This is a genomic window from Streptomyces atriruber (assembly GCF_001418325.1).
In the GTDB taxonomy this organism is placed as follows: Bacteria; Actinomycetota; Actinomycetes; order Streptomycetales; family Streptomycetaceae; genus Streptomyces; species Streptomyces atriruber.
On the sequence record NZ_LIPN01000362.1, the window covers coordinates 1 to 25,076 of the forward strand.

20 protein-coding genes and 1 pseudogene are annotated in these 25,076 nt (G+C 69.2%); 11 read left to right on the forward strand and 10 right to left on the reverse strand.

The window, feature by feature from the left end:
- Window positions 1-98 precede the first annotated feature (98 nt).
- Both AOK03_RS31780 and AOK03_RS31785 read left to right on the forward strand, forming a co-directional pair.
- Window positions 99-632, forward strand: coding sequence for a GNAT family N-acetyltransferase (locus AOK03_RS31780; protein ID WP_055568833.1), 534 nt, complete (start codon window positions 99-101; stop codon window positions 630-632).
- A gap of 40 nt (window positions 633-672) precedes the next feature.
- A complete protein-coding gene (locus tag AOK03_RS31785; protein WP_055568834.1) occupies window positions 673-1,257 on the forward strand; it encodes a Uma2 family endonuclease in 585 nt (194 codons plus the stop codon).
- Window positions 1,258-1,270: 13 nt separating this feature from the next.
- Here the strand turns inward: AOK03_RS31785 and AOK03_RS31790 are convergent, their stop codons facing one another.
- The 8 genes from AOK03_RS31790 to AOK03_RS31825 form a co-directional block, all read right to left on the reverse strand.
- Window positions 1,271-1,780 (reverse strand): GNAT family N-acetyltransferase, encoded by a 510-nt coding sequence (locus AOK03_RS31790; RefSeq protein ID WP_055568835.1) that lies wholly within the window; start codon window positions 1,778-1,780, stop codon window positions 1,271-1,273.
- Between the two features lie 82 nt (window positions 1,781-1,862).
- Complete coding sequence (locus AOK03_RS31795) at window positions 1,863-3,029, reverse strand: ABC transporter ATP-binding protein (protein ID WP_055568836.1); 1,167 nt, start codon at window positions 3,027-3,029, stop codon at window positions 1,863-1,865.
- The gene (locus AOK03_RS31800) at window positions 3,022-4,083 is read right to left on the reverse strand and encodes an ABC transporter ATP-binding protein (protein WP_055568837.1); all 1,062 of its coding nucleotides are present in this window, start codon (window positions 4,081-4,083) and stop codon (window positions 3,022-3,024) included. Before AOK03_RS31800 ends, AOK03_RS31795 begins: the two co-directional genes overlap by 8 nt.
- Before the next feature lie 11 nt (window positions 4,084-4,094).
- Window positions 4,095-5,057: an ABC transporter permease gene (locus AOK03_RS31805; protein ID WP_055568838.1), complete on the reverse strand. Its 963-nt coding sequence runs from the start codon at window positions 5,055-5,057 to the stop codon at window positions 4,095-4,097.
- Entirely contained in the window at window positions 5,050-5,979 is a 930-nt protein-coding gene (locus AOK03_RS31810; protein ID WP_055568839.1) for an ABC transporter permease, read from the reverse strand. Before AOK03_RS31810 ends, AOK03_RS31805 begins: the two co-directional genes overlap by 8 nt.
- Window positions 5,980-6,060: 81 nt before the next feature.
- Complete coding sequence (locus tag AOK03_RS31815; protein ID WP_055568840.1) at window positions 6,061-7,686, reverse strand: peptide ABC transporter substrate-binding protein; 1,626 nt, start codon at window positions 7,684-7,686, stop codon at window positions 6,061-6,063.
- Window positions 7,687-8,187: 501 nt separating this feature from the next.
- Window positions 8,188-10,095, reverse strand: a complete 1,908-nt coding sequence (gene typA, locus AOK03_RS31820; protein WP_055568841.1) for a translational GTPase TypA — start codon at window positions 10,093-10,095, stop codon at window positions 8,188-8,190.
- A gap of 249 nt (window positions 10,096-10,344) precedes the next feature.
- Window positions 10,345-12,735 (reverse strand): ABC transporter family substrate-binding protein, encoded by a 2,391-nt coding sequence (locus AOK03_RS31825; protein WP_055568842.1) that lies wholly within the window; start codon window positions 12,733-12,735, stop codon window positions 10,345-10,347.
- 524 nt (window positions 12,736-13,259) lie between these two features.
- Here AOK03_RS31825 and AOK03_RS31830 point away from each other — a divergent pair.
- The 5 genes from AOK03_RS31830 to AOK03_RS31850 all read left to right on the forward strand — a co-directional run bounded on the left by AOK03_RS31830 (window position 13,260) and on the right by AOK03_RS31850 (window position 18,616).
- On the forward strand, window positions 13,260-13,574 hold the full coding sequence (locus AOK03_RS31830) for a hypothetical protein (RefSeq protein ID WP_055568843.1): 315 nt from the start codon (window positions 13,260-13,262) through the stop codon (window positions 13,572-13,574).
- Window positions 13,575-13,677: 103 nt separating this feature from the next.
- Window positions 13,678-14,514, forward strand: a complete 837-nt coding sequence (locus AOK03_RS31835; protein ID WP_055568844.1) for a hypothetical protein — start codon at window positions 13,678-13,680, stop codon at window positions 14,512-14,514.
- A 16-nt stretch (window positions 14,515-14,530) separates the two neighbouring features.
- The gene (locus AOK03_RS31840; RefSeq protein ID WP_055568845.1) at window positions 14,531-16,483 is read left to right on the forward strand and encodes a fumarate reductase/succinate dehydrogenase flavoprotein subunit; all 1,953 of its coding nucleotides are present in this window, start codon (window positions 14,531-14,533) and stop codon (window positions 16,481-16,483) included.
- Window positions 16,480-17,250, forward strand: coding sequence for a succinate dehydrogenase/fumarate reductase iron-sulfur subunit (locus tag AOK03_RS31845; protein ID WP_055568846.1), 771 nt, complete (start codon window positions 16,480-16,482; stop codon window positions 17,248-17,250). The genes AOK03_RS31840 and AOK03_RS31845 overlap by 4 nt, the downstream gene beginning before the upstream one ends.
- 106 nt (window positions 17,251-17,356) lie before the next feature.
- Entirely contained in the window at window positions 17,357-18,616 is a 1,260-nt protein-coding gene (locus AOK03_RS31850) for an alpha/beta hydrolase family protein (protein WP_063792615.1), read from the forward strand.
- 35 nt (window positions 18,617-18,651) lie between these two features.
- On the opposite strand, the gene AOK03_RS31855 is transcribed toward AOK03_RS31850, so the two are convergent.
- Complete coding sequence (locus tag AOK03_RS31855) at window positions 18,652-19,341, reverse strand: SMI1/KNR4 family protein (protein ID WP_055568847.1); 690 nt, start codon at window positions 19,339-19,341, stop codon at window positions 18,652-18,654.
- 110 nt (window positions 19,342-19,451) lie between these two features.
- On the opposite strand from AOK03_RS31855, the gene AOK03_RS31860 reads away from it, so the two are divergent.
- Window positions 19,452-20,657, forward strand: a complete 1,206-nt coding sequence (locus AOK03_RS31860) for a LacI family DNA-binding transcriptional regulator (RefSeq protein WP_079075074.1) — start codon at window positions 19,452-19,454, stop codon at window positions 20,655-20,657.
- Here AOK03_RS31860 and AOK03_RS31865 read toward each other — a convergent pair.
- A pseudogene (locus AOK03_RS31865) lies at window positions 20,647-21,649 on the reverse strand (acetylxylan esterase). The gene AOK03_RS31860 and the pseudogene AOK03_RS31865 sit on opposite strands and share 11 nt — an antisense overlap.
- Before the next feature lie 348 nt (window positions 21,650-21,997).
- Between AOK03_RS31865 and AOK03_RS31870 the strand changes: the two are divergent.
- From AOK03_RS31870 to AOK03_RS31880, 3 genes are read left to right on the forward strand one after another with little or no spacing between them, the layout of a single operon-like run.
- Window positions 21,998-23,242 carry a sugar ABC transporter substrate-binding protein gene (locus tag AOK03_RS31870; protein ID WP_055568848.1) on the forward strand — a complete coding sequence of 415 codons (1,245 nt, stop codon included), beginning with the start codon at window positions 21,998-22,000 and terminating at the stop codon, window positions 23,240-23,242.
- Window positions 23,243-23,251: 9 nt separating this feature from the next.
- Window positions 23,252-24,226 carry a carbohydrate ABC transporter permease gene (locus AOK03_RS31875; protein WP_055568849.1) on the forward strand — a complete coding sequence of 325 codons (975 nt, stop codon included), beginning with the start codon at window positions 23,252-23,254 and terminating at the stop codon, window positions 24,224-24,226.
- Window positions 24,223-25,059 carry a carbohydrate ABC transporter permease gene (locus AOK03_RS31880; protein WP_055568850.1) on the forward strand — a complete coding sequence of 279 codons (837 nt, stop codon included), beginning with the start codon at window positions 24,223-24,225 and terminating at the stop codon, window positions 25,057-25,059. Before AOK03_RS31875 ends, AOK03_RS31880 begins: the two co-directional genes overlap by 4 nt.
- The last annotated feature ends 17 nt before the right edge of the window (window positions 25,060-25,076 follow it).

Consider the following 25,076-nt stretch of genomic DNA (forward strand, 5'->3'; position numbering starts at 1 on the left):
CTCCGGAACCGGCCCGCCCTCCCCCTTGACCCGAGCGGGGCGCGGCCGGTTCCGGGTGTGTCGAACGGCGCGGCGCGGCCCTGCTGCATCATGCAGGGATGAGCACACACGACACATCCGTCCTCCGCCTCACGCAGTACACACAGGCCGACCTGCACGAGATCCTCGGCACCGGCGAAGACCCGTTCGGCGTCGCGGACACGGGGCTGACCTGGCTCCCCAAGGAAGAACACTTCGGCATACGTCACGAGGGCCGCCTGGTCGCGCACGCCGGGCTGCGACGCCTTCCCGTCTCGGTGGAGGGCTCGGACCTCACGGAGGTCGTCGGCCTGGGCGGCGTGGCCGTCGCGCCCGACGTCCGCGGCCGGGGCCTGGCCCGCCGGATCGTCACGGCCGCCCTGTCCCACGCACGCACGATGGGCCCGCCCCACGCGCTCCTCTTCTGCCGCCCACCACTGGTACCGCTGTACGAACGCCTGGGCTGGCACCCCACACCCACCGACGCCCCGGTGCGGGTCGAGCAGCCCGGGGACCGCGTGGTCACCATGCCCCTGCGCACCTTGGTGACACCACTGCACGAGAACGCCCGGTGGCCGGAGGGGGCGATACGCCTGCGGTCGCTTCCGATGTGACGGCCCCGCCCCGGCCTGACCGAGCTCGTACTCTGACGGTATGGACTACGCCAAGATGCGTGCGATCGCCGAGGAACTCGGATCCTTTGCCGAAGGGCTCGAGGGGACCTGGAGCGTCGAGATCGGGCCCTCCGGCCCCATACTGACCATGATGTGCCCCTCGAAGCGGCACGAGGGCACGGTCCGTCGCATCCGGAACCAGCTGAACAAGCAGCTCCCTGCCACCTACCCGGGCTACGTCTGTGAGAACGGCCCCGAGATCGAGCACCCTTCGATCGGCCGCATGCGCCGCCCGGACGCCTTGGTGATCCCTGAGGAAGTACTCGACGAAGCGGGACTCGCCGTCGACGCCACGCAGGTCCTGGCCGTCGTCGAGATCGTTTCCCCGTCCAACCCGAACAACGACTACGGCGAGAAGCTGGCGGAGTACCCCGCCATGGGCATCGGCCTCTACCTGATCGTCGACCCCAGAGTCGGCACGATCGAAGTACATTCCGAGCCGTGCGCGGGGCGATACCAGAACAAGACGCACTACATCTTCGGGGACATCGTGCAGTTCGGCCCCTGGACCGTCGAGACCGCCGCCTTCCGGCGCTACCAGGAGCCGGGAGCGGTCGCACACTGAGCGCCGCCGCCCCTCACCCCGCGTCCGACGCCAGCCGCGCGTGCAGCTCCACGTCGTACCGCACCCCGTCGTACGCCAGCTTCTGGCGTTGCAGGCCCTCCACTGCGAAACCGGCCGTGCGGGCCACGTGGCAGGAGGCGGGGTTGTTGGTGCGGTGGCCCAGCTCCAGGCGGAACAGGCCCAGTTCGTCGAAGGCCCAGCGGGCCAGCGCCGCGCAGCCGTACGCGGCCACGCCCCTCCCCCGCGCGTCCGGGGTCGTCCAGTACGACACCCAGCCGGTGGAGTGGGTCCGGTTCACCGCGCCCACCGCGGCGTTGCCCAGGACCGTGCCGTTCCCGTCCGCCACGGCGAAGGCGTACGCCGTGCCGGCGTCACGGTCGCGGGTGCGGCGGTCTATCCAACTGGCCGCAGAATCGAGGGAGTCGACCGGTTCGTCGGCCTGGCGGGTCATCTCGGGTGCCGAGAAGGCCGCCAGGACGGCCGCGGCATCCTCCTGCCGCCAGGGGCGCAGGGAGAGGCTCACGCCGTCCTCCGCCCCGGAACGGCGGAACGCCTGTGCTCCGCGACCATTGCGTTCGCGGGGCACAGGCGTCTGTTCGGAGAGGTCACGCCGCGTGCACGACGTCCTTCTCCTCGGCGAAGTGGCACGCCGACTCATGAGCCGCCGGAGTGTCCTTGCCCTTGAACCGCTCGGGGATCGCGAGGACCGGGATCTCCTTCGAGCACTTGTCCTCCGCCTTCCAGCACCGGGTGCGGAAGCGGCAGCCCGAGGGCGGGTTCGCCGGGGACGGGACGTCGCCGGTGAGGATGATCCGCTCGCGGCCCTCGCGGGCCTCCGGGTCCGGCACCGGGACGGCCGACAGCAGCGCCTGCGTGTACGGGTGCGTCGGGTGCTCGTAGATCTGCTCGTCCGAGCCGATCTCCGCCATCTTGCCGAGGTACATCACGCCCACGCGGTCCGAGATGTGCCGGACGATCGACAGGTCGTGCGCGATGAAGAGGTAGGAGAGGTTGAACTCGTCCTGCAGCTTCTCCATCAGGTTGATGACCTGGGCCTGGACGGACACGTCCAGGGCCGAGACCGGCTCGTCGCAGATGATGATCTCGGGGTTGAGGGCCAGACCGCGCGCGATGCCGATGCGCTGGCGCTGGCCGCCCGAGAACTGGTGCGGATAGCGGTTGATGTACTCGGGGTTGAGCCCGACCACGTCCAGGAGCTCCTGCACCTTCTGGCGGCGCGACCCCTTGGGGGCCACCTCGGGGTGGATCTCGAAGGGCTCCCCGATGATGTCGCCCACCGTCATCCGGGGGTTCAGGGACGTGTAGGGGTCCTGGAACACCATCTGGATGTTGCGGCGGACCGCCTTCAGCGCACGCCCGGACAGCTTGGTGATGTCCTGGCCCTTGTAGAAGACCTCGCCCGCCGTGGCCCGCTCCAGGGTCATCAGGAGCTTGGCGACCGTGGACTTGCCACAGCCGGACTCGCCCACGATGCCCAGCGTCTCGCCCTGGTACAGGTCGAACGAGATGCCGTCGACCGCCTTGACCGCGCCGACCTGCTTCTTGATCAGGATTCCCTGGGTGAGAGGGAAGTGCTTGACCAGGTTGCGGACCTGGAGGATCGGTTCGCCGCGCTCGGCCGGCGCCTCGATCGCCGCGACGGCCTCGTCGGCCGTGGCGGCGTCCAGCGTCTCCACGTCGGAGACGTTCGGCGTCACGTCGGCGGGCTCGTCCGTCTTCGAGAGCTTCGAAGCCTTCGTCGGCTCAGCCATGGATCGTCTCCTTCCAGAAGTGGCACGCGCTGCCGCGGCCCGGCAGCTCCGCGCCGTTCTGCTCGGTGACCGGCACCAGCGCCGGGATCTCCGTGCGGCAGATGTCCTGCGCCTTGGGGCAGCGCGGGTTGAACGCGCAACCGCCGGGGATCTTGAGCAGGTTGGGCGGCAGGCCCTTGATCGCGTAGAGCTCCTGGCCCTTCTGGTCCAAGCGCGGGATCGAGTCGAGGAGGCCGCGGGTGTACGGGTGCGCCGGGCGCTTGTAGAGCTCGTGCACCGGAGCGGTCTCGACGATCCGGCCCGCGTACATGACCGCGATCTTGTCCGCGACGTCGGCGACGACGCCGAGGTCGTGGGTGATCAGGATCAGGCCCATGTTGTACTCGCGCTGGAGCTCGGCCAGCAGGTCCATGACCTGCGCCTGGACCGTCACGTCGAGCGCCGTGGTGGGCTCGTCCGCGATGATCAGGTCCGGCTCCAGGGCGAGCGCCATCGCGATCATGATGCGCTGACGCATACCGCCGGAGAACTGGTGCGGGTAGTCGTTCACCCGCTCCTTGGCCGCCGGGATCTTGACCTTGTCCATCAGCTCGATGGCCTTGGCCTTGGCCTCCTTGCGGCTGAGCCCCTCGTGCACCCGGAACATCTCGCCGAGCTGATAGCCCACCGAGAGAACGGGGTTGAGGGAGGACAGCGCGTCCTGGAAGATCATCGCGATCTTGCGGCCGCGGGTCTTCCTGCGCTCCTCGTTGGACATCTTCAGCATGTCCTGGCCGCGGAAGAGGATCTCGCCCTGCGGGATCTTCCCGGGCGGCATGTCGAGGATGCCCATGATCGCCTGGGCGGTCACGGACTTGCCGGAGCCCGACTCGCCGAGGACGGCGAGCGTCTCGCCCGCGTCCACGCTGTAGTTCACACCGTTGACGGCCTTGACCACGCCGTCGCGGGTGTGGAACTCGACGTGGAGATCCTTCACGTCCAGGAGCCGGCCGCTCTTCTCCTCGCCCGAGCGGGGGGCGGGGACAGAGTCTGTCTTGAGGTCGATGCTGGTCACGTACGCCTCCCTCAGCGCAGCTTCGGGTCGAGGGCTTCGCGTACGGCGTCACCCATCATGATGAACGCCAGCACCGTGATACTCAGCATTCCTGCCGGGAAGAACAGCGTGTGCGGGTTGTTCCGGATGTCCTGCGTGGCGTCGGAGATGTCGCCGCCCCACGAGATGGCACCGTCGCCGAGGCCGAGGCCCAGGTACGACAGCGTCGACTCGGCCACGATGTAGGTGCCGAGCGAGATGGTCGCCACGACGATCACCGGAGCGACCGCGTTCGGCAGGATGTGGCGGAACAGGATCCGCTTCGTCCCGGCGCCGAGCGCACGCGCCGCCATCACATAGTCGGCGTGCTTGGTCGTGATGACCGCGCCGCGCATCACGCGGGCGATCTGCGTCCAGCCGAGGAAGGCCAGCGCGCCCATGACGACCCACACGGTGCGGTCGGTGAAGGCGTTCAGGACGACCATCGCGCCGAGCAGGAACGGGATGCCGAAGAACACGTCGATGAGACGCGAGATCAGGCTGTCCCAGAAGCCGCCGAAGTAGCCGGCGAGCATGCCGCACAGTCCGCCGAAGAAGGTCACCAGCACGGTCACGCCGACGCCGACGAGGATGGAGTTGCCCGCGCCGTGGACGACACGCGCGTAGATGCTGCGGCCCGTCCTGTCGTACCCGAACCAGTCCGCCTGGAAGAAGTGGGTCAGCTCGGGCTTGCCGAGGAAGTGGTTGACCTGGTCGCCGGTGTCGGGGTTCGTCCCGGTGAACAGGCCGGGGAAGGCCGCCACCAGGAGCAGGATCAGGATCAGGAACGCCGAGATCACGAAGAGCGGGTTGCGCCGCAGCTCGCGCCAGGCGTCGCCCCAGAGGCTGCGGGGCTTGCCCGTCGAGGCCGGGGCGGAGACCGCCGAGCCCGCCACGACTTCGTCCTGTGCCGCCGCGGTCTCTTCGGTGGTCGAGGTCTTGGTCAGGTCAGGCATAACGGATCCTCGGGTCCAGGACCGCGTAAAGCAGGTCGACGATCAGGCTGGCTGCGAGGTACACGAGCACCAGAACGGTGACGACACCGACGATGACCGCGCCCTCACGGCGGGCCAGCGCCTGGAAGAGCAGGTTGCCGACGCCCGTCACGTTGAAGATGCCCTCGGTGATGACCGCGCCACCCATCAGGGTGCCGACGTCCGTACCGAGGTAAGTGACCACGGGGATCAGCGAGTTGCGCAGCAGGTGCCGGGTGACGATGCGCTGGCGCGGCAGGCCCTTGGCGACCGCGGTGCGCATGTAGTCGGCCTGGCGGTTCTCCGCGATGGAGGTGCGGGTCAGGCGGGCCACGTAGGCGAGGCCGACCATGCCGAGCACCAGGGCGGGCACGAGCAGCTGGCCCATGTTCTCGGAGTCCTGGACCGTGGGTGTGATCCAGCCCAGCTCGTTGCCGAAGAACAGCTGGCAGAGCAGGCCGACCACGAAGATCGGGACGGAGATCACCAGGAGGGTGAAGAGCGTGACCGTGTTGTCGACGAACCGGCCGCGCCGGATGCCCGCGAGGACACCGAGCGTGATGCCGACGACGAGCTCGAACGTCCAGGCCATCGAGGCCAGTCTCATCGAGACCGGGAATGCCTGGCTGATCTCGTCGAGCACCGGTCGGTTACCGGCGATGGTGTTGCCGAAGTCCCCTTGCAGCAGACCGCCCATGTAGTGCAGGTACTGCTGCCAGAGCGGCAGATCCAGACCACGGTCGTGCCGGATCTGCGCCACCTGCGTGGGGTCCGGCGGCTTGTCGCCCCAGAGCGCCCGTACCGGGTCGCCGGGGAGGACATTGACCATGATGAAGATCAGCAGTGTTGTCCCGATGAAGACCGGGATCATCTGGAGCAGTCGCCGCGCGACGTAGCGCCCCATTGGTGCCTCCGTCCAATCCGGAGCCGCCCCAAGCGACGCCCGGGGGTGACCGGGCGTCGCTTGGGGACGGACCTCCGTCGACTACTTCTCGAAGACCTCGATGTCGGACAGGACGGGGTCACCGGCCTGGTCGAACACCACGTTCTTCACGTTCTTGGAGTGCGCGGAGAGCGTCTTGTTGTACCAGAGCGGGATGCCCGGGAAGGTGTTGCGCAGCTCCTCCTCGGCCTTCTGGTACAGCTCGGCGGACTCGTCGATCGTCTTCGCCGCGTCGGCCTTCTTGGTCAGCGCGTCGAACTTCTTGTCCGAGAAGCCGCCCTTGTTGCCGTCGACGCCGGTGCCGTAGAGGTCGGCGAGGAAGTTGCCGTTGAACGGGTAGTCGAGCACCCAGCCCGACCGGTACATCGCCTTGACCTGCTTCTTGTCCCGCACCTCGGTGTCGGCCTGGAAGTCGGTCTTCGGGTCGCCGACGCACTGCACGCCGGTCGACTTGGTGATGCTGTTGCACACCGCCGTGACCCAGCCCTTGTGCGGCTGGTCGGCGTTGTACTGGATGGAGATCTTGTTGCCCGGAACGCCGCCGCCGTCCTTGACGAACTGCTTGGCCTTCTTCGGGTCGAACTTGCAGAACTCACCACAGGCGCCGGCCTTGTAGCCCTTGACGCCCTTGGCGACCCAGCCGGTGGCCGACTCACGGGTGCCCGCGAAGGTCGTCTTGGCGATGGTGTCGCGGTCGATGGCCATCGACAGACCCTGGATGACCTTGACGTCCAGGTCCTTGAAGGTCTTGCTGTAGAAGGCCGGGTTGACCGTGTTGATCGCCGAGAAGTCCTGCTCGATGGCGCGGTCGCCGAAGTCCTGCTTGAAGTTGGCGAGCTCGCTGTCCGGGATCAGCGGCATCGTGTCGACGTTGTCCGAGCGCAGGTCGTTGTACGCGGCCTGCGGCGTCGTGTACGCCTTGAAGTTGATGCCGCCGTTCTTGGGCTTGTCCTCGCCCTTGTAGCCGGACCAGGCGGTGACCTGGATCGACTTCTTGTGGTCCCAGCTCTTGAACTTGTAGGGACCGTTGCCGACCGGGGCCTCGCCGTACTTCTTCGGGTCCTTCAGCGCGGCCGAGGGCATCGGGAAGAACGGCTTGTAGACCATCTTGTACGCGTAGTACGGGATGCCGCTCTTCAGCGTGATGGTGAAGGTGTTGTCGTCGACGACCTTCAGGCCGGACATGGCCTTCTTCTTGGCCTTGCCCTTCTCCGGGTGGACCTCGTCGTAGCCGACGATGTCGCGGTACCAGGAGCTGTTCTGCTGGCCGTTGGCCGGGTCGGCGGCCCAGTTCCAGGCGTCGACGTACGACTTCGCGGTGACGGTCTCACCGTTGTGGAACTTCCAGCCCGGCTTCAGCTTGACGGTCCACACCTTGTTCGCCTTGTCGGGGGTGACCGACTCGGCGTTCTCGTAGGTGATGTTGCCCTGCTTGTCGTAGTACACGAGGCCCGTGAAGAGGGCGTCGATGACGACGCTGCCGTACGCCTCCATGGTGTTCGACGGCTGCAGAGCGTTCTGCGGCTCGCCGTTGGCGTAACTGACGATCCCCTTGGGGTCGACCTTGCCGCTGCCATTGCTGTCGCTGTCGCCGCCGCCACAAGCGGTGGCCGTCAGCGCCACAACACCGGCTATCGCGACCCACTTGGCGCTCTTGGCACCACGCATGGGGTTCCTCCTCATGAGTCCACTTGTTCACTACAAGAGGGGGTACGAGAAACCGCGCCGACACCCCTGACGGCAACGATCGAGTACCCCAGTGTGCTCGTGAGTCGGCGCTCCCCACAGCGCGTGACCCATTGACCCGAGCTATACGCGGTCAACTATTAGCCATGAGGTACCGGTCGACCACACCCTTTTGGTCTCGGTTCAATCACACCTGGCCCGTACAACTTCCAAAATCCGGACAAACCGATCCGAGATAGATGGTTGCGAAACGGACGTGTTACACATCTAACGGTCAGTGACGTCCGCATATCGGACGCGTGGCAGACAAAAACCGGTTGCCGGGAGCCCCTGGGGCAGCAGTGGCCACACCGTACCCGCCAGCGGAAACACAAGAGGCCGACTTCCGCCCAACTCCCTCGGGAGCGGTGGAAATCGGCCTCTCGGGCGGCGGATTGCCGCCGACCGGCTACCTCAGTGGGTCACCTGTGCTTGCCCAGCCGTTCAGCTGTGCTTGGCGCGGGACGCGGAGCGGCCGCGCTCCTTCTGGTCCAGGACGACCTTGCGGATGCGCACGGCCTCCGGGGTCACCTCGACGCACTCGTCGTCGCGGCAGAACTCCAGCGACTGCTCCAGCGACAGCTTCCGCGGCGGCACGATCGCCTCGAAGGAGTCGGCGGAGGCGGAGCGCATGTTGGTGAGCTTCTTCTCCTTGGTGATGTTCACGTCCATGTCGTCGGCGCGCGAGTTCTCACCGACGATCATGCCCTCGTACACCTCGGTGCCGGGCTCGGTGAAGAGCACGCCGCGCTCCTGGAGGTTGGTCATCGCGAAGGCGGTGACGGCACCGGAGCGGTCGGCGACCAGCGAACCGTTGTTACGGGTCTTCAGCTCGCCGAACCACGGCTCGTGGCCCTCGTGGATGGAGTGGGCGATGCCCGTGCCGCGCGTCTGCGTCAGGAACTCCGTACGGAAGCCGATGAGGCCGCGGGACGGCACGACGAACTCCAGGCGGACCCAGCCGGAGCCGTGGTTCGACATGTTGTCCATGCGGCCCTTGCGGACGCCCATGAGCTGCGTGACGGCGCCCATGTGCTCCTCGGGCACGTCGATCGTCATGCGCTCGACCGGCTCGTGGGTCTTGCCGTCGACCTGGCGGGTGACCACCTGCGGCTTGCCGATGGTCATCTCGAAGCCCTCGCGGCGCATCTGCTCGACCAGGATGGCCAGCGCCAGCTCACCGCGGCCCTGCACCTCCCAGGCGTCGGGGCGCTCGGTGTCCAGGACGCGCAGCGAGACGTTACCGATGAGCTCGCGCTCCAGGCGGTCCTTCACCTGGCGGGCGGTGACCTTGCGGTCCTTGACCGCGGCCTTGGCGTCCGCGCCCTTGCCGGTGCCACCACGGCCGACCAGCGGCGAGGTGTTCGTACCGATCGTCATGGAGATCGCCGGCTCGTCCACCGTGATGAGCGGCAGCGCGATCGGGTTCTCCGGGTCGGCGAGGGTCTCGCCGATCATGATGTCGGGGATGCCGGCGACGGCGCAGATGTCACCGGGGCCCGCCATCTCGGCGGGCTTGCGGGTGAGCGCCTCGGTCATCATCAGCTCGGTGATGCGGACGTTGGCGATCGTGCCGTCGCGCTTGATCCAGGCCACCGTCTGGCCCTTGCGCAGCTCGCCCTGCTCGACGCGGAGCAGCGCGATGCGGCCGAGGAAGTTGTCCGCGTCGAGGTTGGTGACGTGGGCCTGGAGCGGGGCGGTCTCGTCGTACGTCGGGGCCGGGACGCTCTCCAGGATGGTGGTGAAGAACGGCTCCAGGTTGGCGGAGTCCGCCGGGACCGTGCCGTCGTCCGGCTTGGTCAGCGAGGCGATGCCGTCACGGCCGCAGGCGTAGACGATCGGGAACTCGATCTGGTCCTCGTCGGCGTCCAGGTCGAGGAAGAGGTCGTACGTCTCGTTGACGACCTCGTCGATGCGCGAGTCGGGGCGGTCCGTCTTGTTGATGCACAGGATGACGGGCAGCCGCTGCTGCAGGGCCTTGCGCAGCACGAAGCGGGTCTGCGGGAGCGGACCCTCGGAGGCGTCGACCAGCAGGACGACCGCGTCCACCATCGACAGACCACGCTCGACCTCGCCACCGAAGTCGGCGTGGCCGGGGGTGTCGATGATGTTGATCGTGATCGGGTCCCCGCCGTCCTTGGGGTGATACTTCACCGCCGTGTTCTTGGCGAGGATCGTGATGCCCTTCTCACGCTCCAGGTCGTTCGAGTCCATCATGCGGTCGTCGAGGGACTCGGCGGCGTGCGCGGCGAACGAGCCGGCCTGCTTGAGCATGGCGTCGACGATGGTCGTCTTGCCGTGGTCGACGTGAGCGACGATGGCAACGTTGCGGATGTCGTGGCGCGTGGCCATAGTGCGGCGTACTCCTGGAGTGAGTGGACGGTCGCGCGTACATCTGAGTTACGCGGACCCTGCCGGGCTGGACACGCCACGGCCTCACCCCAGTCTACGTGTCCCTCGCGGAGGCAGCCTCCGCGGGGGCTTCGCAGGGGTGCGGAAAGCCTCGGGAACTCTGGGGAAACAGCAGGTCAATGGGTAAACACGAGCTTGCCCGCCGGAAGGGCCGGCGGGCAAGAGAGTTGAGCTGAATCTGAGGCGGCGCTATTTCGCGGACGGTTCGCCCGACGGCTTCGCGCCCGGCTTCAGGAAGCCGATGTCCTCGTAGTGCGGGGCCTGGAAGCCGAACGCCCCGGCGTTCGCCAGGTTCGGACGGGCCGCCATCAGCTGGGGGCGCTGATAGAGGGGGATGGAGCCCGCCTCGGCCCAGATGCGGGCGTCCGCCTTCCTGACCAGGGAGCGCGACGCGTCCTCGTCCAGCTCGCCGACCGCCTGATCGAACAACTGATCGATGTGGTCCGTGCCCACGCGCGTGTAGTTCTGCTCGACGTTCAGCGAGCCGTCCGCGGCCGGGACCGGCTTGGCGAAGATCGGGCGGGCGTCGGTGGCCGGGAAGGCCGACGCGGGCCACGAGTAGAGGGCGAGGTCGTACTGACCGGACGCGATGTGGTCCTTGAAGTAGCTCTCGTCGGCGACCTTCGCCGTCTCCGTGCGGATGCCGATCTTCTGCAGCATCCGGGAGATCCGGTCGGCCACCGCGCGCAGCGACTCCGAACCGTCACCGGAGGGGAGCACGAAGCGGAGGGTGAGGGGCTTGCCGTCCTTGGCGAGCGGCCCTGTCGCGGCCTTGGCCGCCGCGCCTCCCTTGGCTCCGGCCTCTCCCTTGAATGCCGCGGCTCCCTCGGCGGCCGCCTTGGGTGCGGCGGTGCCCTTCGGGGCGTACGCACCCGGGGCACCGCCCTTGGCCTGGTCCCTGGAGTGCCTGGCGTGGTCGCCGGGCTCCTTCTTCTCCTTGTCGGCCTCGCGCGGCAGGCCGAGGGCGTCGGCCTGGCGGTTCAGGACGGCGCGCTGGTAGGCGGCCGCGGGGGCCGGGGCGAGCACGGTGGTGCCGTTGTCGCCGGGCTTTCCGTCGTCCTCACCGACGATGTAGGTGCCGTCGTCCTCGCCGCCGGATTCCTCGCCGGACTCCTTCGCCTTCTCGGCGTCCTTCTTGTCCTTGGCGTCCTTCGCGTCGGACTCGCCGCCCGCGGTGTCCTCCTCCCCCTTCTCCTTCTCCGTCTTCTTCTCTCCGTCTTCCTTCTTCTCGTTCAGCAGGGCGCCCGGCGTCCAGCCCGCGTCCGCCAGGAGCGCCCGCGCCTCGGCGGTGTCCTGCTCGCCGAGGGCGCCGCTGTTGTCCGCGTACGCCTGCTGCCCGGCGAGTGCGAGGTGGCTGCCGACCGGCTCGGCGGGCAGGCCGAGCGGCTTGAGCACGGTCTTGGCGAGTTCCTCGCGGTTCAGCGCGCGGGCCACCGCGCGGCGCACCCGGTCATCGGCGAGCGGGCCCTCGGAGCCGTTCAGGGCGAGCTGGGTGTACGCCGGCTCCAGGGACTTGCGGACCGTGTAGCCGCGCAGCCCCTCCTGCTCGGTCGCGTACTTCTTGACCGCCTTGCGGGACTTGGCGCGCGCCTCCGTCTCCGTGTCGGCGGCCTCCTCGTCGGAGCCGTGGGCGATCGCCCAGGAGCGCAGCGCCCCGGCCGGGGTGAGCCCGGCGCCGGGGCCGTGGGCCAGCGGGCCCTGGACCCCCTTGTCCCGGGCGGCCAGCGAGATCCGCCCGGCCTCCGCCGAGTCGATCGCGGCGAGGTCGACCCTGCCCTTGGCGAGCGCCTCGGCCCGCTCGGCGCGCCCCACCTCGCGCAGGACGATCTTGTTGAGCTTGGCCGGGCTGCCCCACCAGCGCGCGTTGCGCTCCAGCGTCACGTCGCCCGCCTTGCGGTCGGCACCGGCGAGCGCGAAGGGGCCCGCGGTCACCTTCAGCTTGCGGCGCGCGCCGTCGTTGAAGGAGTCGGGCGTGCCCATGACCTGCTTCGGGTAGAGCGGCGAGAAGAGGGAGCGCCAGTCCGCGTACGGCTTGGCGAAGGTGACCCGTACCTCCAGGTTGTTGGCGCCGCGCTCGATCTTGGCGATGCGGTCGTAGCCCGCGTTCCGTGCCGTCCAGTACGCGGTGTCCTTGCCCGACAGGGCGCGCCACTGCGCGGCGAAGTCGTCGGCGCCGATCTCCCGGCCGTCGCTCCAGACCGCCTGCTGGTTGAGCTTGTACAGGACGACCTGCTGCGGCTCGCGCTCGACGACCTCGGCCGACTCCAGGAAGTCGGCGTTGCGCTGGGCCCTGCCCTGCGCGTCGAGGCGGAACAGCGACGGCAGGACCGCGCCCGCGACCCGCGCGGTGCCTTCGTCGGCGTCGGACTGGAAGGAGTTGAACGTTTCCGGCAGCTCGTCGACCGCCCAGTTCAGGGTCCCCCCGTCGGCGACCAGGTCCCGGGCGGCGGGAGCGACGTCCTGGCCCGCGGCCGGTCGGCCGGCCTCGTCGTTCGAGCTGCATCCGGCGAGGGCGGGCAGAGCCAGCACCCCCGTCGCGAGGAACACGACAGATCTGACTCTGGCGCGGTCGTGGGACATGGCTGGTACCTCCGGGGTCCGGGGCTGGCCCGGCCGCCCGCTACCAGGACCGGGCCGGGTTTGATCACGTTTGGCGGTATATGGAGCTGATCACATCTATCGCCCCACTGAAGGCGACGGGATACGCACCGCGGGGGAGGCACGACGCGGGGGCGCCCATATCCCACTCGTGCGGCCCAACGGGGCGACCGGAGCCGCCCGGCGGGCCAACGGGCGCCCGGCGTCCGGCACCCGCGCGGAGCGCGCGCCCCCACGAGGCCCCGGCCGTCACCGCCGCCCGTCACCACTGCCCGTCGCAGCCGCCCGGCACCGCCCGTCACCGCCGGTCGAGGTCGGTCGAGCTCGGTCGGGGACGATCCGGGACGGTCCAGGACGGTCGAGGTCGGCGCGATCAGCGCGTGATCCGGCGCATTCACCGCCCCCGATCCGGCAATCACTGCAGATCCCTTCACAAGCCGGGATGTGACGCGCGACACTCGCAGGCGCATGAGCGTTGCCACCGCACCCCGAAGTGAGGGCAAGTAATGGCTCTGCACGATGAATTGACGGCTGTTCAACGATGCGTGGACGAACTCGTCCGCAGCGTCGGCAGGCTGGAGCAGCAGGCAGGCGAACAGATCGCGGGCATCGACGTGCGCCGGGTGCGCACGGACACCGACCACCTGCGCGAGAGCGTGGCCCTGCTGCGCGCGTCGGCCCCGCCACCGCCCTCCCGCCCGGAACCGCACCGACACGACCTCGTGACCATCCCCGATACGCCGTACGACCGCTCGCTGTGGACGAACACCGGAGATCTCGACGACGAGGGCCTGGGCGGCAGCGACCGCCACGCGCCCTGACCCGCACGCCGTACGTACTCACGCACTCACGCACTCACGCACTCACGCACTCACGCACTCGCTGAGCTTCTCCCCGATCCGAGGAAGAAGGAGTGGAGCCTCGTTGGCCACCGGCACGGAACCCCAACCGAAGAGCGGACCGGCACCGGGCGGCGGCGTGCGCGACGGCACACGCGCCGCCATCACCGCTGCCCATCTGCGTACGGACCGCTGGTGGCTGGCGCCCGCGGCGACCACCGCCGGGCTGCTCGCCTTCATCGTCTACTCGACCTGGCGGGCCTTCGCGAACGCGGACTACTACGCGGCACCCTACGTATCGCCGTTCTACTCGCCGTGCATCGCCGAGAACTGCGAGCCCATGCACGGAGGGCCCAACTGGGAGATCTTCGGCAGCTGGTGGGGCCTGTCCCCCTCCATCCTGATCCTGATCTTCCCGCTCGGCTTCCGGCTGACCTGCTACTACTACCGCAAGGCCTACTACCGCGGCTTCTGGGCGTCACCACCGGCCTGCGCGGTCGCCGAGCCGCACAAGAAGTACACGGGCGAGACCCGCTTCCCGCTGATCCTGCAGAACATCCACCGGTACTTCTTCTACGCCGCCGTACCCGTGGCGGGCATCCTCACCTATGACGCCGTCCTCGGCTTCCGGGACGAGAACTACGAGTGGGGCCACATGGGCCTCGGCACCGTCGTCCTGCTCGTCAACGTCATCCTGATCTGGATCTACACGCTCTCCTGCCACTCCTGCCGACATGTCATCGGCGGCAAGCTCAAGCACTTCTCCAAGCACCCCGTCCGGTACCGCATGTGGCAGTGGACCGGCAAACTGACCAACCGTCACATGCTGCTCGCCTGGACGTCGTTGGTGAGCGTGGCGCTCGCCGACCTCTATGTCTATCTGGTCGCGAGCGGCGCCTTCGACGATCCGCGCTTCTTCTAACGGACGGGACCTTCTGATGTCTCAAGTCGAGCGACAGCAGTGGGACGTCGTCGTGGTGGGGGCCGGTGGCGCGGGCCTGCGGGCCGCGATCGAGGCGCGCGAACAGGGCGCCCGCACGGCCGTCATCTGCAAGTCGCTGTTCGGCAAGGCCCATACGGTGATGGCCGAGGGCGGCATCGCCGCCTCCATGGGCAACGTGAACTCCGGCGACAACTGGCAGGTCCACTTCCGCGACACCCTGCGCGGCGGCAAGTTCCTCAACCAGTGGCGCATGGCCGAGCTGCACGCCCGCGAGGCGCCGGACCGCGTGTGGGAACTGGAGACCTGGGGCGCGCTCTTCGACCGCACCCCGGACGGACGGATCTCGCAGCGCAACTTCGGCGGCCACGAGTACCCGCGGCTCGCCCACGTCGGCGACCGCACCGGCCTGGAGCTGATCCGCACCCTGCAGCAGAAGATCGTCTCGCTGCAGCAGGAGGACTACAAGGAGTTCGGGGACTACGAAGCGCGCCTGAAGGTCTTCCAGGAGTGCACGGTCACCCGCGTGCTGAAGGACGAGTCGGGCGACGACGGTGACGAGGGCGGCCGCGTCGGCGGGGCCTTCTGCTACGACCGGGAGTCGGGCCGCTTCTTCGTGCTGGAAGCACCCAGCGTCGTCCTCGCGACGGGCGGCATCGGCAAGTCCTTCAAGGTGACGTCGAACTCGTGGGAGTACACGGGCGACGGGCACGCACTCGCGCTGCTCGCCGGCGCGCCCCTGCTGAACATGGAGTTCGTGCAGTTCCATCCGACGGGCATGGTCTGGCCGCCGTCGGTCAAGGGCATCCTCGTCACCGAGTCCGTGCGCGGCGACGGCGGGGTCCTCAGGAACTCCGAGGGCAAGCGGTTCATGTTCGACTACGTCCCCGACGTCTTCAAGGAGAAGTACGCACAGTCGGAGGAGGAGGGCGACCGCTGGTACGAGGACCCGGACCACAACCGCCGCCCGCCCGAACTGCTGCCCCGTGACGAGGTCGCGCGCGCCATCAACGCCGAGGTGAAGGCGGGCCGCGGCTCCCCGCACGGCGGCGTATTCCTCGACGTGTCGACGCGCATGCCCGCCGAGGTCATCAAGCGCCGACTGCCGTCCATGTACCACCAGTTCAAGGAGCTCGCGGACGTCGACATCACCGCCGAGGCGATGGAGGTCGGGCCGACCTGTCACTACGTGATGGGCGGCATCGCGGTCGACTCCGACACCGCGGCGACGCGCCGCGTGGCGGGGCTCTACGCCGCGGGCGAGGTCGCGGGCGGCATGCACGGCTCCAACCGGCTCGGCGGCAACTCGCTGTCCGACCTGCTGGTCTTCGGTCGGCGCGCGGGCCTGCACGCCGCCCGGTACGCCGCGGGGCTCACCGTCCGGCCCGTGCCCGACGAGGTGCAGGTGGACACGGCGGCCGCGGAGGCGCTGCGGCCGTTCAGCGCCGAGGGCCTGGAGGACGGGGCGACGGCCGAGAATCCGTACACCCTCCATCAGGAACTGCAGCAGACCATGAACGACCTGGTCGGCATCATCCGCCGGGAGGCGGAGATGGAGCAGGCCCTGGAGAAGCTCGCCGAGCTGCGGGTGCGGGCGCGGCGGGCCGGTGTCGAGGGCCACCGGCAGTTCAATCCGGGCTGGCACCTCGCCCTCGACCTGCGGAACATGCTCCTGGTCAGCGAGTGCGTCGCGCGGGCCGCCCTGGAGCGCACGGAGAGCCGCGGCGGCCACACCCGCGAGGACCATCCGGCGATGGACCGCGAGTGGCGGCGGGCCAACCTGCTGTGCCAACTCACCGACCCGAGCGGGGGTCTGGCGGCCACCGATCCCGTACGCGGCCAGATCGACCTCGTCCGCGTGTCGACCGAACCCATCCGCCCGGACCTGCTCGCCCTCTTCGAAAAGGAGGAGCTGGTCAAGTACCTGACTGAAGAGGAGCTGTACGAATGAGTTCGTACGACGCGCAATTCAAGGTCTGGCGCGGGGACCTGAGCGGCGGTGACCTGGAGGACTTCAAGATCGAGGTGAACGAGGGCGAGGTCGTCCTCGACATCATCCACCGCCTGCAGGCCACCCAGGCGCCCGACCTCGCGGTGCGCTGGAACTGCAAGGCGGGCAAGTGCGGTTCGTGCTCGGCGGAGATCAACGGCCGGCCCCGGCTGATGTGCATGACGCGGATGTCCGTCTTCGACCCCGACGAGGTCATCACGGTGACGCCGCTGCGGGCCTTCCCCGTGGTGCGCGACCTGGTGACCGACGTCGGCTTCAACTACACGAAGGCGCGCGAGGTGCCGTCGTTCGTGCCGCCCCCGGATCTCGGGCCCGGCGAGTACCGCATGCAGCAGTCGGACGTGGACCGCTCGCAGGAGTTCCGCAAGTGCATCGAGTGCTTCCTGTGCCAGGACACGTGCCATGCGGTGCGCGACCACGAGGAGAACAAGGAGGCCTTCGCCGGACCGCGGTTCCTGATGCGCGTCGCCGAACTGGACATGCACCCGCTGGACGCGGCGGCGGAGTCCGGCCTCGACCGGAAACGGACGGCCCAGGACGAGCACGGGCTCGGCTACTGCAACATCACCAAGTGCTGCACGGAGGTGTGCCCGGAGGGCATCAAGATCACGGACAACGCCCTGATTCCGCTGAAGGAACGGGCCGTGGACCGGAAGTACGATCCGCTGGTGTGGCTGGGGAACAAGATCCGGCGGCGGACGGAGTAGGGGCGCAGGCCTGCCCGGGTGGGGGTTTCTGGGGGGCATCCCCCAGGCGGGATTTCCATGATTTCCCCCATGGCGGCGAGGGACGGGTGACGATCACCCTGGAGGCATGACTTCTCGCGCTTCCTTTACGCGTCGTTCGCTCATCGGGCTCGCGGCCGCGGGGCTCGCGGCGACCGCGCTGTCGCTGCCCGCCTCCGCGTCCGGCGCGGGGGCCGGGGCCGCGCCTTCGCGGGCGCACTCCGCCGGTGCCGCGGCCCGCCTGCCCGCGCCCACGGGTCCGTACGGCATCGGTGTGGTCCCGGCCCGTCTGGTCGACCGGAGCCGGCACGACCCGTGGGTGACCTCGCAGCCGTACCGGGAGCTGATGATCAGCGTCTGGTACCCGACGGCGCCCGGCTCCGGCGACGGCCACCCCCGCGCTCGCTACATGGCGCCCGGCGCGGCCGAGCGCTGGAACGCCACGTCGCCGCACGGCATCCCCAAGGGCGCTCTCGACTTCGCCGCCACGCGCACCCACGCCCGCGAGGGGGCGCCCGCCGACGCGCGGGGCGGCCGACGCCCCGTGCTCGTGTACGCGGCGGGCGCCGGCGACCCGCGCACCTGGGGCACCGCGCTGGTCGAGGAGATGGCGAGCCGCGGCTATGTCGTCGTGACGGTCGACCACACCCATGAGAACCCCGGGGTGCAGTTCCCCGACGGCTCGGTCAAGGACGACGGGCCGTTGCGGAAGGCGCTGGAGGAGGCGCAGCGGAACGGCACGATGCCGGAGCTGCTCAAGAAGACCCTCGACGTCCGGGTCGCCGACTCCAAGTTTGTCCTCGACAGCCTGGGTTCGCTGCCGCACGGCCTGTCCCGGATCGTCGACCGGCGGCGGGTGGGCATGGTCGGCCAGTCGGCGGGCGGGATCGCCGCGGCCGAGACCATGTACGAGGACCGCAGGGTCAGGGCGGGCGTCAACCTCGACGGCACGCTGGAGTTCAACCCCGAGCCCAACGGCACGAACCTGATGCCGGTCGCGAAGCACGGCCTGGACCGCCCGTTCCTCCTGATGGGCCGCGAGGGCAGCGACCGCGGGACCGAGCCGTCGTGGCGGTCGTTCTGGTCCCACAGCACCGGCTGGAAGCGGAACCTCACGTTGCGGGGTTCACTGCACCAGACGTACACCGACCTGCCCGCGCTCCTGCCGCAGGCAGGCGTGGACCGGAAGGCGATCGAGGAGAACATAGGAACGGTCGACCCGGCGCGCGCGGTGGCGGCCCAACGGGCCTACGTGGCTTCGTTCTTCGACCGCTGGCTGAAGGGGAAGGACGACGGTCTGCTCGACGCCCCGTCCGGCCGGTATCCGGAGGTGGAGTTCGCGGGGTGAGGGCCGGGGCTCCGCTCCCCCGCGGGCCAATACACCTAGGACCTGTCCGTGCGGTCCTCGGGCACCTGCCACGCCTGCCGTTCCGCGCGGGTCAGCCAGTGGACGTACCACTCGGCGAAGGTGACCCGGTCCGTGCTGCCGAGGAACGCGAACGGGATCACGCCCTCCGCCGCCGCGCGGACGTCCTGCCACATCGTGCCGCGTTCGGGGCCGGTCAGAGCCAGCAACGTGTAGTAGCCGCAGCCCTGTTCGCTCACGTAGAGCGCGCCTTCGGTCAGCGATTCGAGCAGCTCGTCGTCGCGCTTGTCCCAGGCGGCGTAGGCCTCGCGGAACCGCTCCCCGTCCTCGTCCGAGTCACCGTAGGCGGACCGCTGGGGCTCCGCCGCCCGGTGCTCCTCCCACTCTGCAGTGCGCTCGGGGCGGAACGGGAGGGCGCGGCCGGTCTCGGAGGTCGCGCCGGGCTCAGACGTCACGCCGGAATCAGGCTCGACCTCGACCTCGGGCGGTTCGACCGTGAACACGCCGTAGTCCGGTCCCGCGCCGCCCGCCCCGACCTCCATGAGGAAGCTGCGGTACTCCGCGGGAAACGTGACCCCGCGCCGCCGCTCCACCGCGTCGACCTGCTCCTCGGTGAGGACCGGGCGCAGCTCGAAGCGGTGGCCGTACTCCTTGAAGTACGCGCCGAAAACCGCCCGCCGGTTCGGCGCCTCCCGGAGCGCGAGCACGCGCTCCCTCACCCCTGCCCAGACCTCGCCCACCTGCGCCCCTCCCCGTTCCGGCCGCCTCCGCGGAGGGACCCGGTCTTGCTCACGGTCACCGTACGCGCCTACTGTGAATGCGCTTTCAAAGGTCCAGAGAAACAGGCGGTCGGGTGAGCACAACTCCCACGGTGTACGACGTCGCCGAGCGGTCGGGCGTCTCCATCGCGACGGTGTCGCGCGTCTACCGCAACCCGGACTCGGTCCGTGAGAAGACCCGTGAGCGGGTTCTCGCCGCGGCCCGCGAGCTCGGCTACGTGCCCAGCGGAAACGCCCGCGGGCTCGCCAGCCGCTCCACCGGGGTGCTCGGGCTCTGCTTTCCCGACTACTCGGACCCGGACACCGAGACCGAGGCCGCCGACACCGACGACGACCACGCCTTCATGCTCTACTCCGACCAGATCATCCGCGGCATGGAGCGGGCCGCCCGTCGGCACGGGTACGCCCTGCTGATCGCCGCCTCGCTCAAGGGCGGGCCGGAGAGCCTGGTCGCGAAGGTCGCCGGGCGCGTCGACGGGTTCGCCGTGCTCGCGAGGACGGTGCCGACCGAGGACCTCGACGTCATCTCGCGGCGGCTGCCCGTCGTGATGCTCGCCGGGCCCCGCGAGTCCGACCATCTGGACCACCTCGACCACATCGAGGTCGCCAACGAGGACGGCCAGCGCGAGCTGACCCGGCACCTGATCGAGGACCACGGACTGCGGCGGCTCGTCTTCGTCGGCGGCGAGGAGCGCGCGCCGGACGCGCAGGCGCGGTTCCGCGGGTATCAGGAGGCGTGCCGGGCGGCCGGGCTTCCCGTGCGCGAAGAGCCCGATCTGCGGGCCGAGATGATGACGCAGGCGGAGGGGGCGCGGGCCGCCGACGCGTTGCTCGACCGGGCCGGACCGGGCGGCGGCGCGTCGGCGCCGCCGCAGGCGATGCTCTTCGCCAACGACCAGATGGCGATCGGGGCGCTGCACGCACTGGAGCGGCGCGGGGTGCGGGTGCCGGACGACGTGGCCGTCACCGGGTTCGACGGGATTCCGCTCGGCCGCCTCGTGCGGCCCGCGCTGACCACCGTGCGGCAGCCGATGCGGCAACTGGGCGAGGAGGCGGTCGAGCTCCTCGTGCGGCGGCTCGGCGAGGAGCGGGACCGGGAGCCCGTCGACCTGATGCTGCCGGTGGGCGTGGTGCGGCGGGCCAGCTGCGGCTGCGCCGGACGCCCCGCGCACGACGACCTGTCCGGGTCCGAGGCCGGGTCCGGGGCCGGGTCCGACTCCGGGCCCGGGGCCGTCATCGAGTGAGCGTCGCCCCGAAGAACGCCTCGCGCGCCTTGCGCAGGCCCTCCGCCTCCGCGGGCGTCCCCGCGTGCTCGAAGTGCCCCGCCTGCAGTACGTGGAGTTCGCGCGGGCCCGCCAGGGCGTTGTGCACCGCGAACTGGCCCGGCGGCGGGACGGCGGGGTCGAAGAGCGCGGGTGCGGTGAGGGTCGGCACGCGCAGGTAGGCGGCCGCGGTCGCCGCGTCGAAGTGGCGCAGCACGTCGGCGACTTCGGGGTGCTCCCGGTGGTACGCGCGCACCGACTCCCCGCTGCCGGTGCACGGAAGCGTCAGGCGCAGGGGGTGGTTGCCGAAGGTGGGGACCGTCAGCTGCGCCGCGGCGAAGCGGTCGTCCCAGGGGAGGGCGAGGGCGCCCAGGCCGCCGCCGAAGCTCTCGCCGAGGTAGCCGAGGCGGGGCGGTGACCCGGGGCCGCCGTCGAGCTCCGGGACCAGTTCGAGCAGCGCCGACGCCGCGCACCAGAGGTCGGCCACGCACTCGGCGAGCACATAGGTGTCGCGGGACTCGATGCCGTGCAGGACGTGGCCGTCGGCCTCGGCGGGGATGCCGGGGTGGCGGCCGCGGCTCTCCATGCCGCGCACACAGGGCAGCAGCGCGGCGGAGCGGGGCAGCGGGAGGGGGGACGTCGGGGCCGGGTGCGTGGCGGCCGCCGTAGCCGTGGCCCACGACGAAGCCGTGCTCGACGCCGCCGGGCGGGCCTTCCGCAGGCAGCACCAGCCAGCCACCGAGCCGTACGCCGCCGACCGAGGTGTACGTGACGCCGTGCACCCGCACCCCGTCGCGCTCCTCTTCCACCGGACCGACGACGGGATCGGTCACGGTCGCACGGGCGGCCTCGTACCGGGCCCGCCAGAAGTCGGCGAAACCGGCCGGGGCGGGCGGCGCGGGGACCGCGAGGAGGTCGTCGAGGGAGTGCCCGTACGACGGGTCGAAGGCGAATTCGTGCGTGAACGCGGACATGACGCGACCCTAACCAGGGCCGACGGGGGCCATCCCGGCGAGGAGAGCCGCCCCCCATGCCACCCGACAGCAACTGGTCTGTCGGCCATGAGGCGGCCGCCACATTCACTTTCAGGATGCAAACGTTCCGCTTAGTTTGCTCATGTCGGACACCAGCCCGCTCCGGACACCGGACCGCGCCGGACATCTTCACGCACGCCCCATGCCGCCCCCGTTACGGGAGTGTGACCAAGACCCCCTTGCGGTCGTCCGGGGGCCTGCAACAGAGTGATGTATGCGCTTACAGACAGCGCATACATCCGGCGCCGCAAGGCTCCGGACCCCCGGGAGCTCAAGGAGGAGCCGTCCATGCACCGCGCCGCCAGAACCGCCTCGGCCGCCATCGCACTCGCGACGGCGTTCGCCGTCACCGCGTGCGGCAGCTCCGCCGGTGACGAGGTCGCCGCCGACAAGAAGCAGACGCTCACCGTCTGGGCCATGGGCGCCGAGGGCGAGAAGCTCGCGGAGGTCGCCGACGCGTACAAGAAGGCGAACCCGCACGTCACCGTCAAGGTCACGCCCGTCGGCTGGGACGTCGCCCACCAGAAGCTGGTCTCCGCGGCCGCCGCGGGCAAGCTGCCCGACGTGGCACAGATGGGCGGCAGCTACATGGGCGAGTTCGCCGAGCTCGGCGTCCTCGAACCGGTCGACACGAAGACCTTCGACGAGAAGGACTTCTTCCCGGCCGGGTGGCAGCAGGGCGAGGTGGACGGCACCGCCTACGGCGTGCCCTGGTACGTGGACACCCGCGTCCTCTACTACCGCACCGACCTCGCGAAGAAGGCCGGGGTCGGCAAGCCCCCGGCCGACTGGAAGGGGCTGCGCGCCATGGCCTCCGCCCTGAAGGAGAAGGCGGGGAGCAAGTGGGGCATCTACCTGCAGCCGCGCGGGCTCGACACGGTCCAGTCCTTCTACCCGTTCCTGTACTCGGCGGGCGGCGAGATCGTCGACAAGAACGGCAAGGCGGTCATCAACAGCCCGGCGGCGGTCAAGGCCTTCAAGGAGTACGGCTCGTACGCCAAGGACGGACTCACCACCAAGAGCGCCCAGCCCGGCTACGACCCGCTGAAGGACTTCAACACCGGTGACGTGCCGATGTTCTTCTCCGGCCCCTGGATCACCACGCTCATCGAGGACCAGTACCCGGACCTGAAGGGCAAGTGGGGCGTCGCTCCCGTGCCCACCGACAAGACGTCCACCTCGATGGCTGGCGGGTCCAGCCTGGTGATCTCCAAGGACAGCCCGCACAAGGCCGCCGCCAAGGAGTTCATCCGGTACCTGACGGACGCCGAGGGGCAGTCCGACTGGTACGCGCGGACCAGCGATCTGCCCGCCAACACCAAGGCATGGGAGAGCGGCGAACTCGCCGACAACCCCGAACTGCAGGTCTTCAAGAAGCAGATGGAGACCGCCAAGACCTCGCCCGCGCTGGCCAAGTGGACCGAAGTGACCTCCAAGGTCGACGCGGCCATCGAGTCGGTGACCCAGGGCAAGGCTTCCGCCGAGGACGCCGCCGACAAGGCGCAGTCCGAGGTAGAGAACCTCGTGAAGTAGGCCGCCATCATGAGCACCACTGCCGAAAAGGCCGCCACCGGAGAGCCCGCAACCGGCAAGACCAATGGAGCGCCGCCGTCCGCCGCGCGGCGCAAGCGGGGATCCCTGGGCGTGCAGAACCTCGCCGGGTGGCTCTTCTCCACCCCCTTCCTGGTTCTGTTCACCGTCTTCATGGCGTTCCCCATCGTCGCCACGCTGGCGATGAGCTTCACCGACTTCGGGCTGCGCAACGTCACCCGGCCCTGGGAAGCGAACTTCATCGGATTCGACAACTACTCGCAGCTCTTCGGCGACGAGAAGTTCCTGAAGTCCCTCTTCAATACCGGGTACTTCGTGGTGATCGGCGTCCCGCTCACCATCTGTCTCGGGCTCGGCGTGGCCGTGCTCCTCAACAACGGCATCGACCGGGCCCGGACCTTCTTCCGCGTGGGGTTCTATGCGCCTGTCGTCACCTCCATCGTCGCCGTGGCCGTCGTATGGCGTTTCGTGCTCGATCCGAGCGACGGGCTGATCGCCGGACTCTGTTCCGAACTCGGCCTCACCGCACCGGACTTCCTGGGCAGCGAGACGCTGGCCATGCCCTCCCTCATCGCGATGGCGGTGTGGCGCAATCTCGGCACCGTGATGGTGCTGTTCATCGCCGGTCTGCAGGCCATCCCGACGGAGGTGCGGGAGGCGGCCAGACTCGACGGGGCCGGTGGCTGGCAGGAGTTCCGCCGCATCACCGTCCCGCTGCTCCGGCCCACGCTGCTGTACGCCACGGTGATCACCACGATCGGCTATCTCAACGTCTTCGAGGAGCCGTTCGTCATGACGCAGGGAGGCCCTTCCGACTCCACGCTCACTGTGTCGCTCAACATGTACCGCGAGGGCTTCAACTTCTTCCACATGGGCTATGCCAGCGCCATGGCGTACGTCCTCTTCGTGGTGATCATGGCCATCACGGTGCTCCAGCTCCGACTGCTGAAGGACAACACCAAATGAGCGCCAAGTCCGTGGCGGTGAAGAGGCCGCTCATCTATGTGCTGCTTTCCGTCGGGCTGTTCGTCATGGCCGCCCCGTTCCTGTGGATGGCGCTCTCCGCCTTCAAGACCTCGACGGATCTGACGGCAAGCCCGCCGGTATGGATTCCCTCCGAGTGGACGCTCGACAGTTTCCACCGGCTGCTGGACAAGCTGGATCTGCCGCTGTACTTCATGAATTCGGTGATCGTGGCCGTGCTGGTCACCGTCGCGAATCTCGTCTTCTGCTCGATGCTCGGCTACGCCCTGGCCAAGCTGAGCTTCGTCGGACGGAACAAGATCTTCGGTCTGGTGCTCGGTGCGCTGATGGTGCCCGGCAACCTGATGCTGCTGCCGTTGTTCGTGCTGATGAGCAAGTTGCAGCTGATCGACTCCTATGCCGCGCTCGTGCTGCCCTTCGCCGCCGGGGCCTTCGGGGTCTTCCTGATGCGGCAGTTCATGCAGTCGATCCCGGACGAGCTGCTCGAAGCGGCGCGGATGGACGGCGCCAGTGAGTGGTACATCTTCTGGCGGATCGTGATGCCGCTGGTGAAGCCCGCCCTCGCGACGCTTTCGATCTTCACGTTCCTGGGTTCCTGGAACAACTTCGTGTGGCCCTTGATCGCCACCAACGATCCCGACAAATACACCCTCCCCGTCGCGCTGGCCACCTTCGCGACCGACCCCAACAAGTCGTCCGGCTCCAACGGGATGCTGATGGCCGGGGCGTTCCTGATCGTCCTTCCGGTGCTGATCGTTTTTGCCGTGCTGCAGCGGTACTTCACCCAGGGCATCGCCACGGCCGGCATGAAGTAGCCCGGCCGACCCCGCCC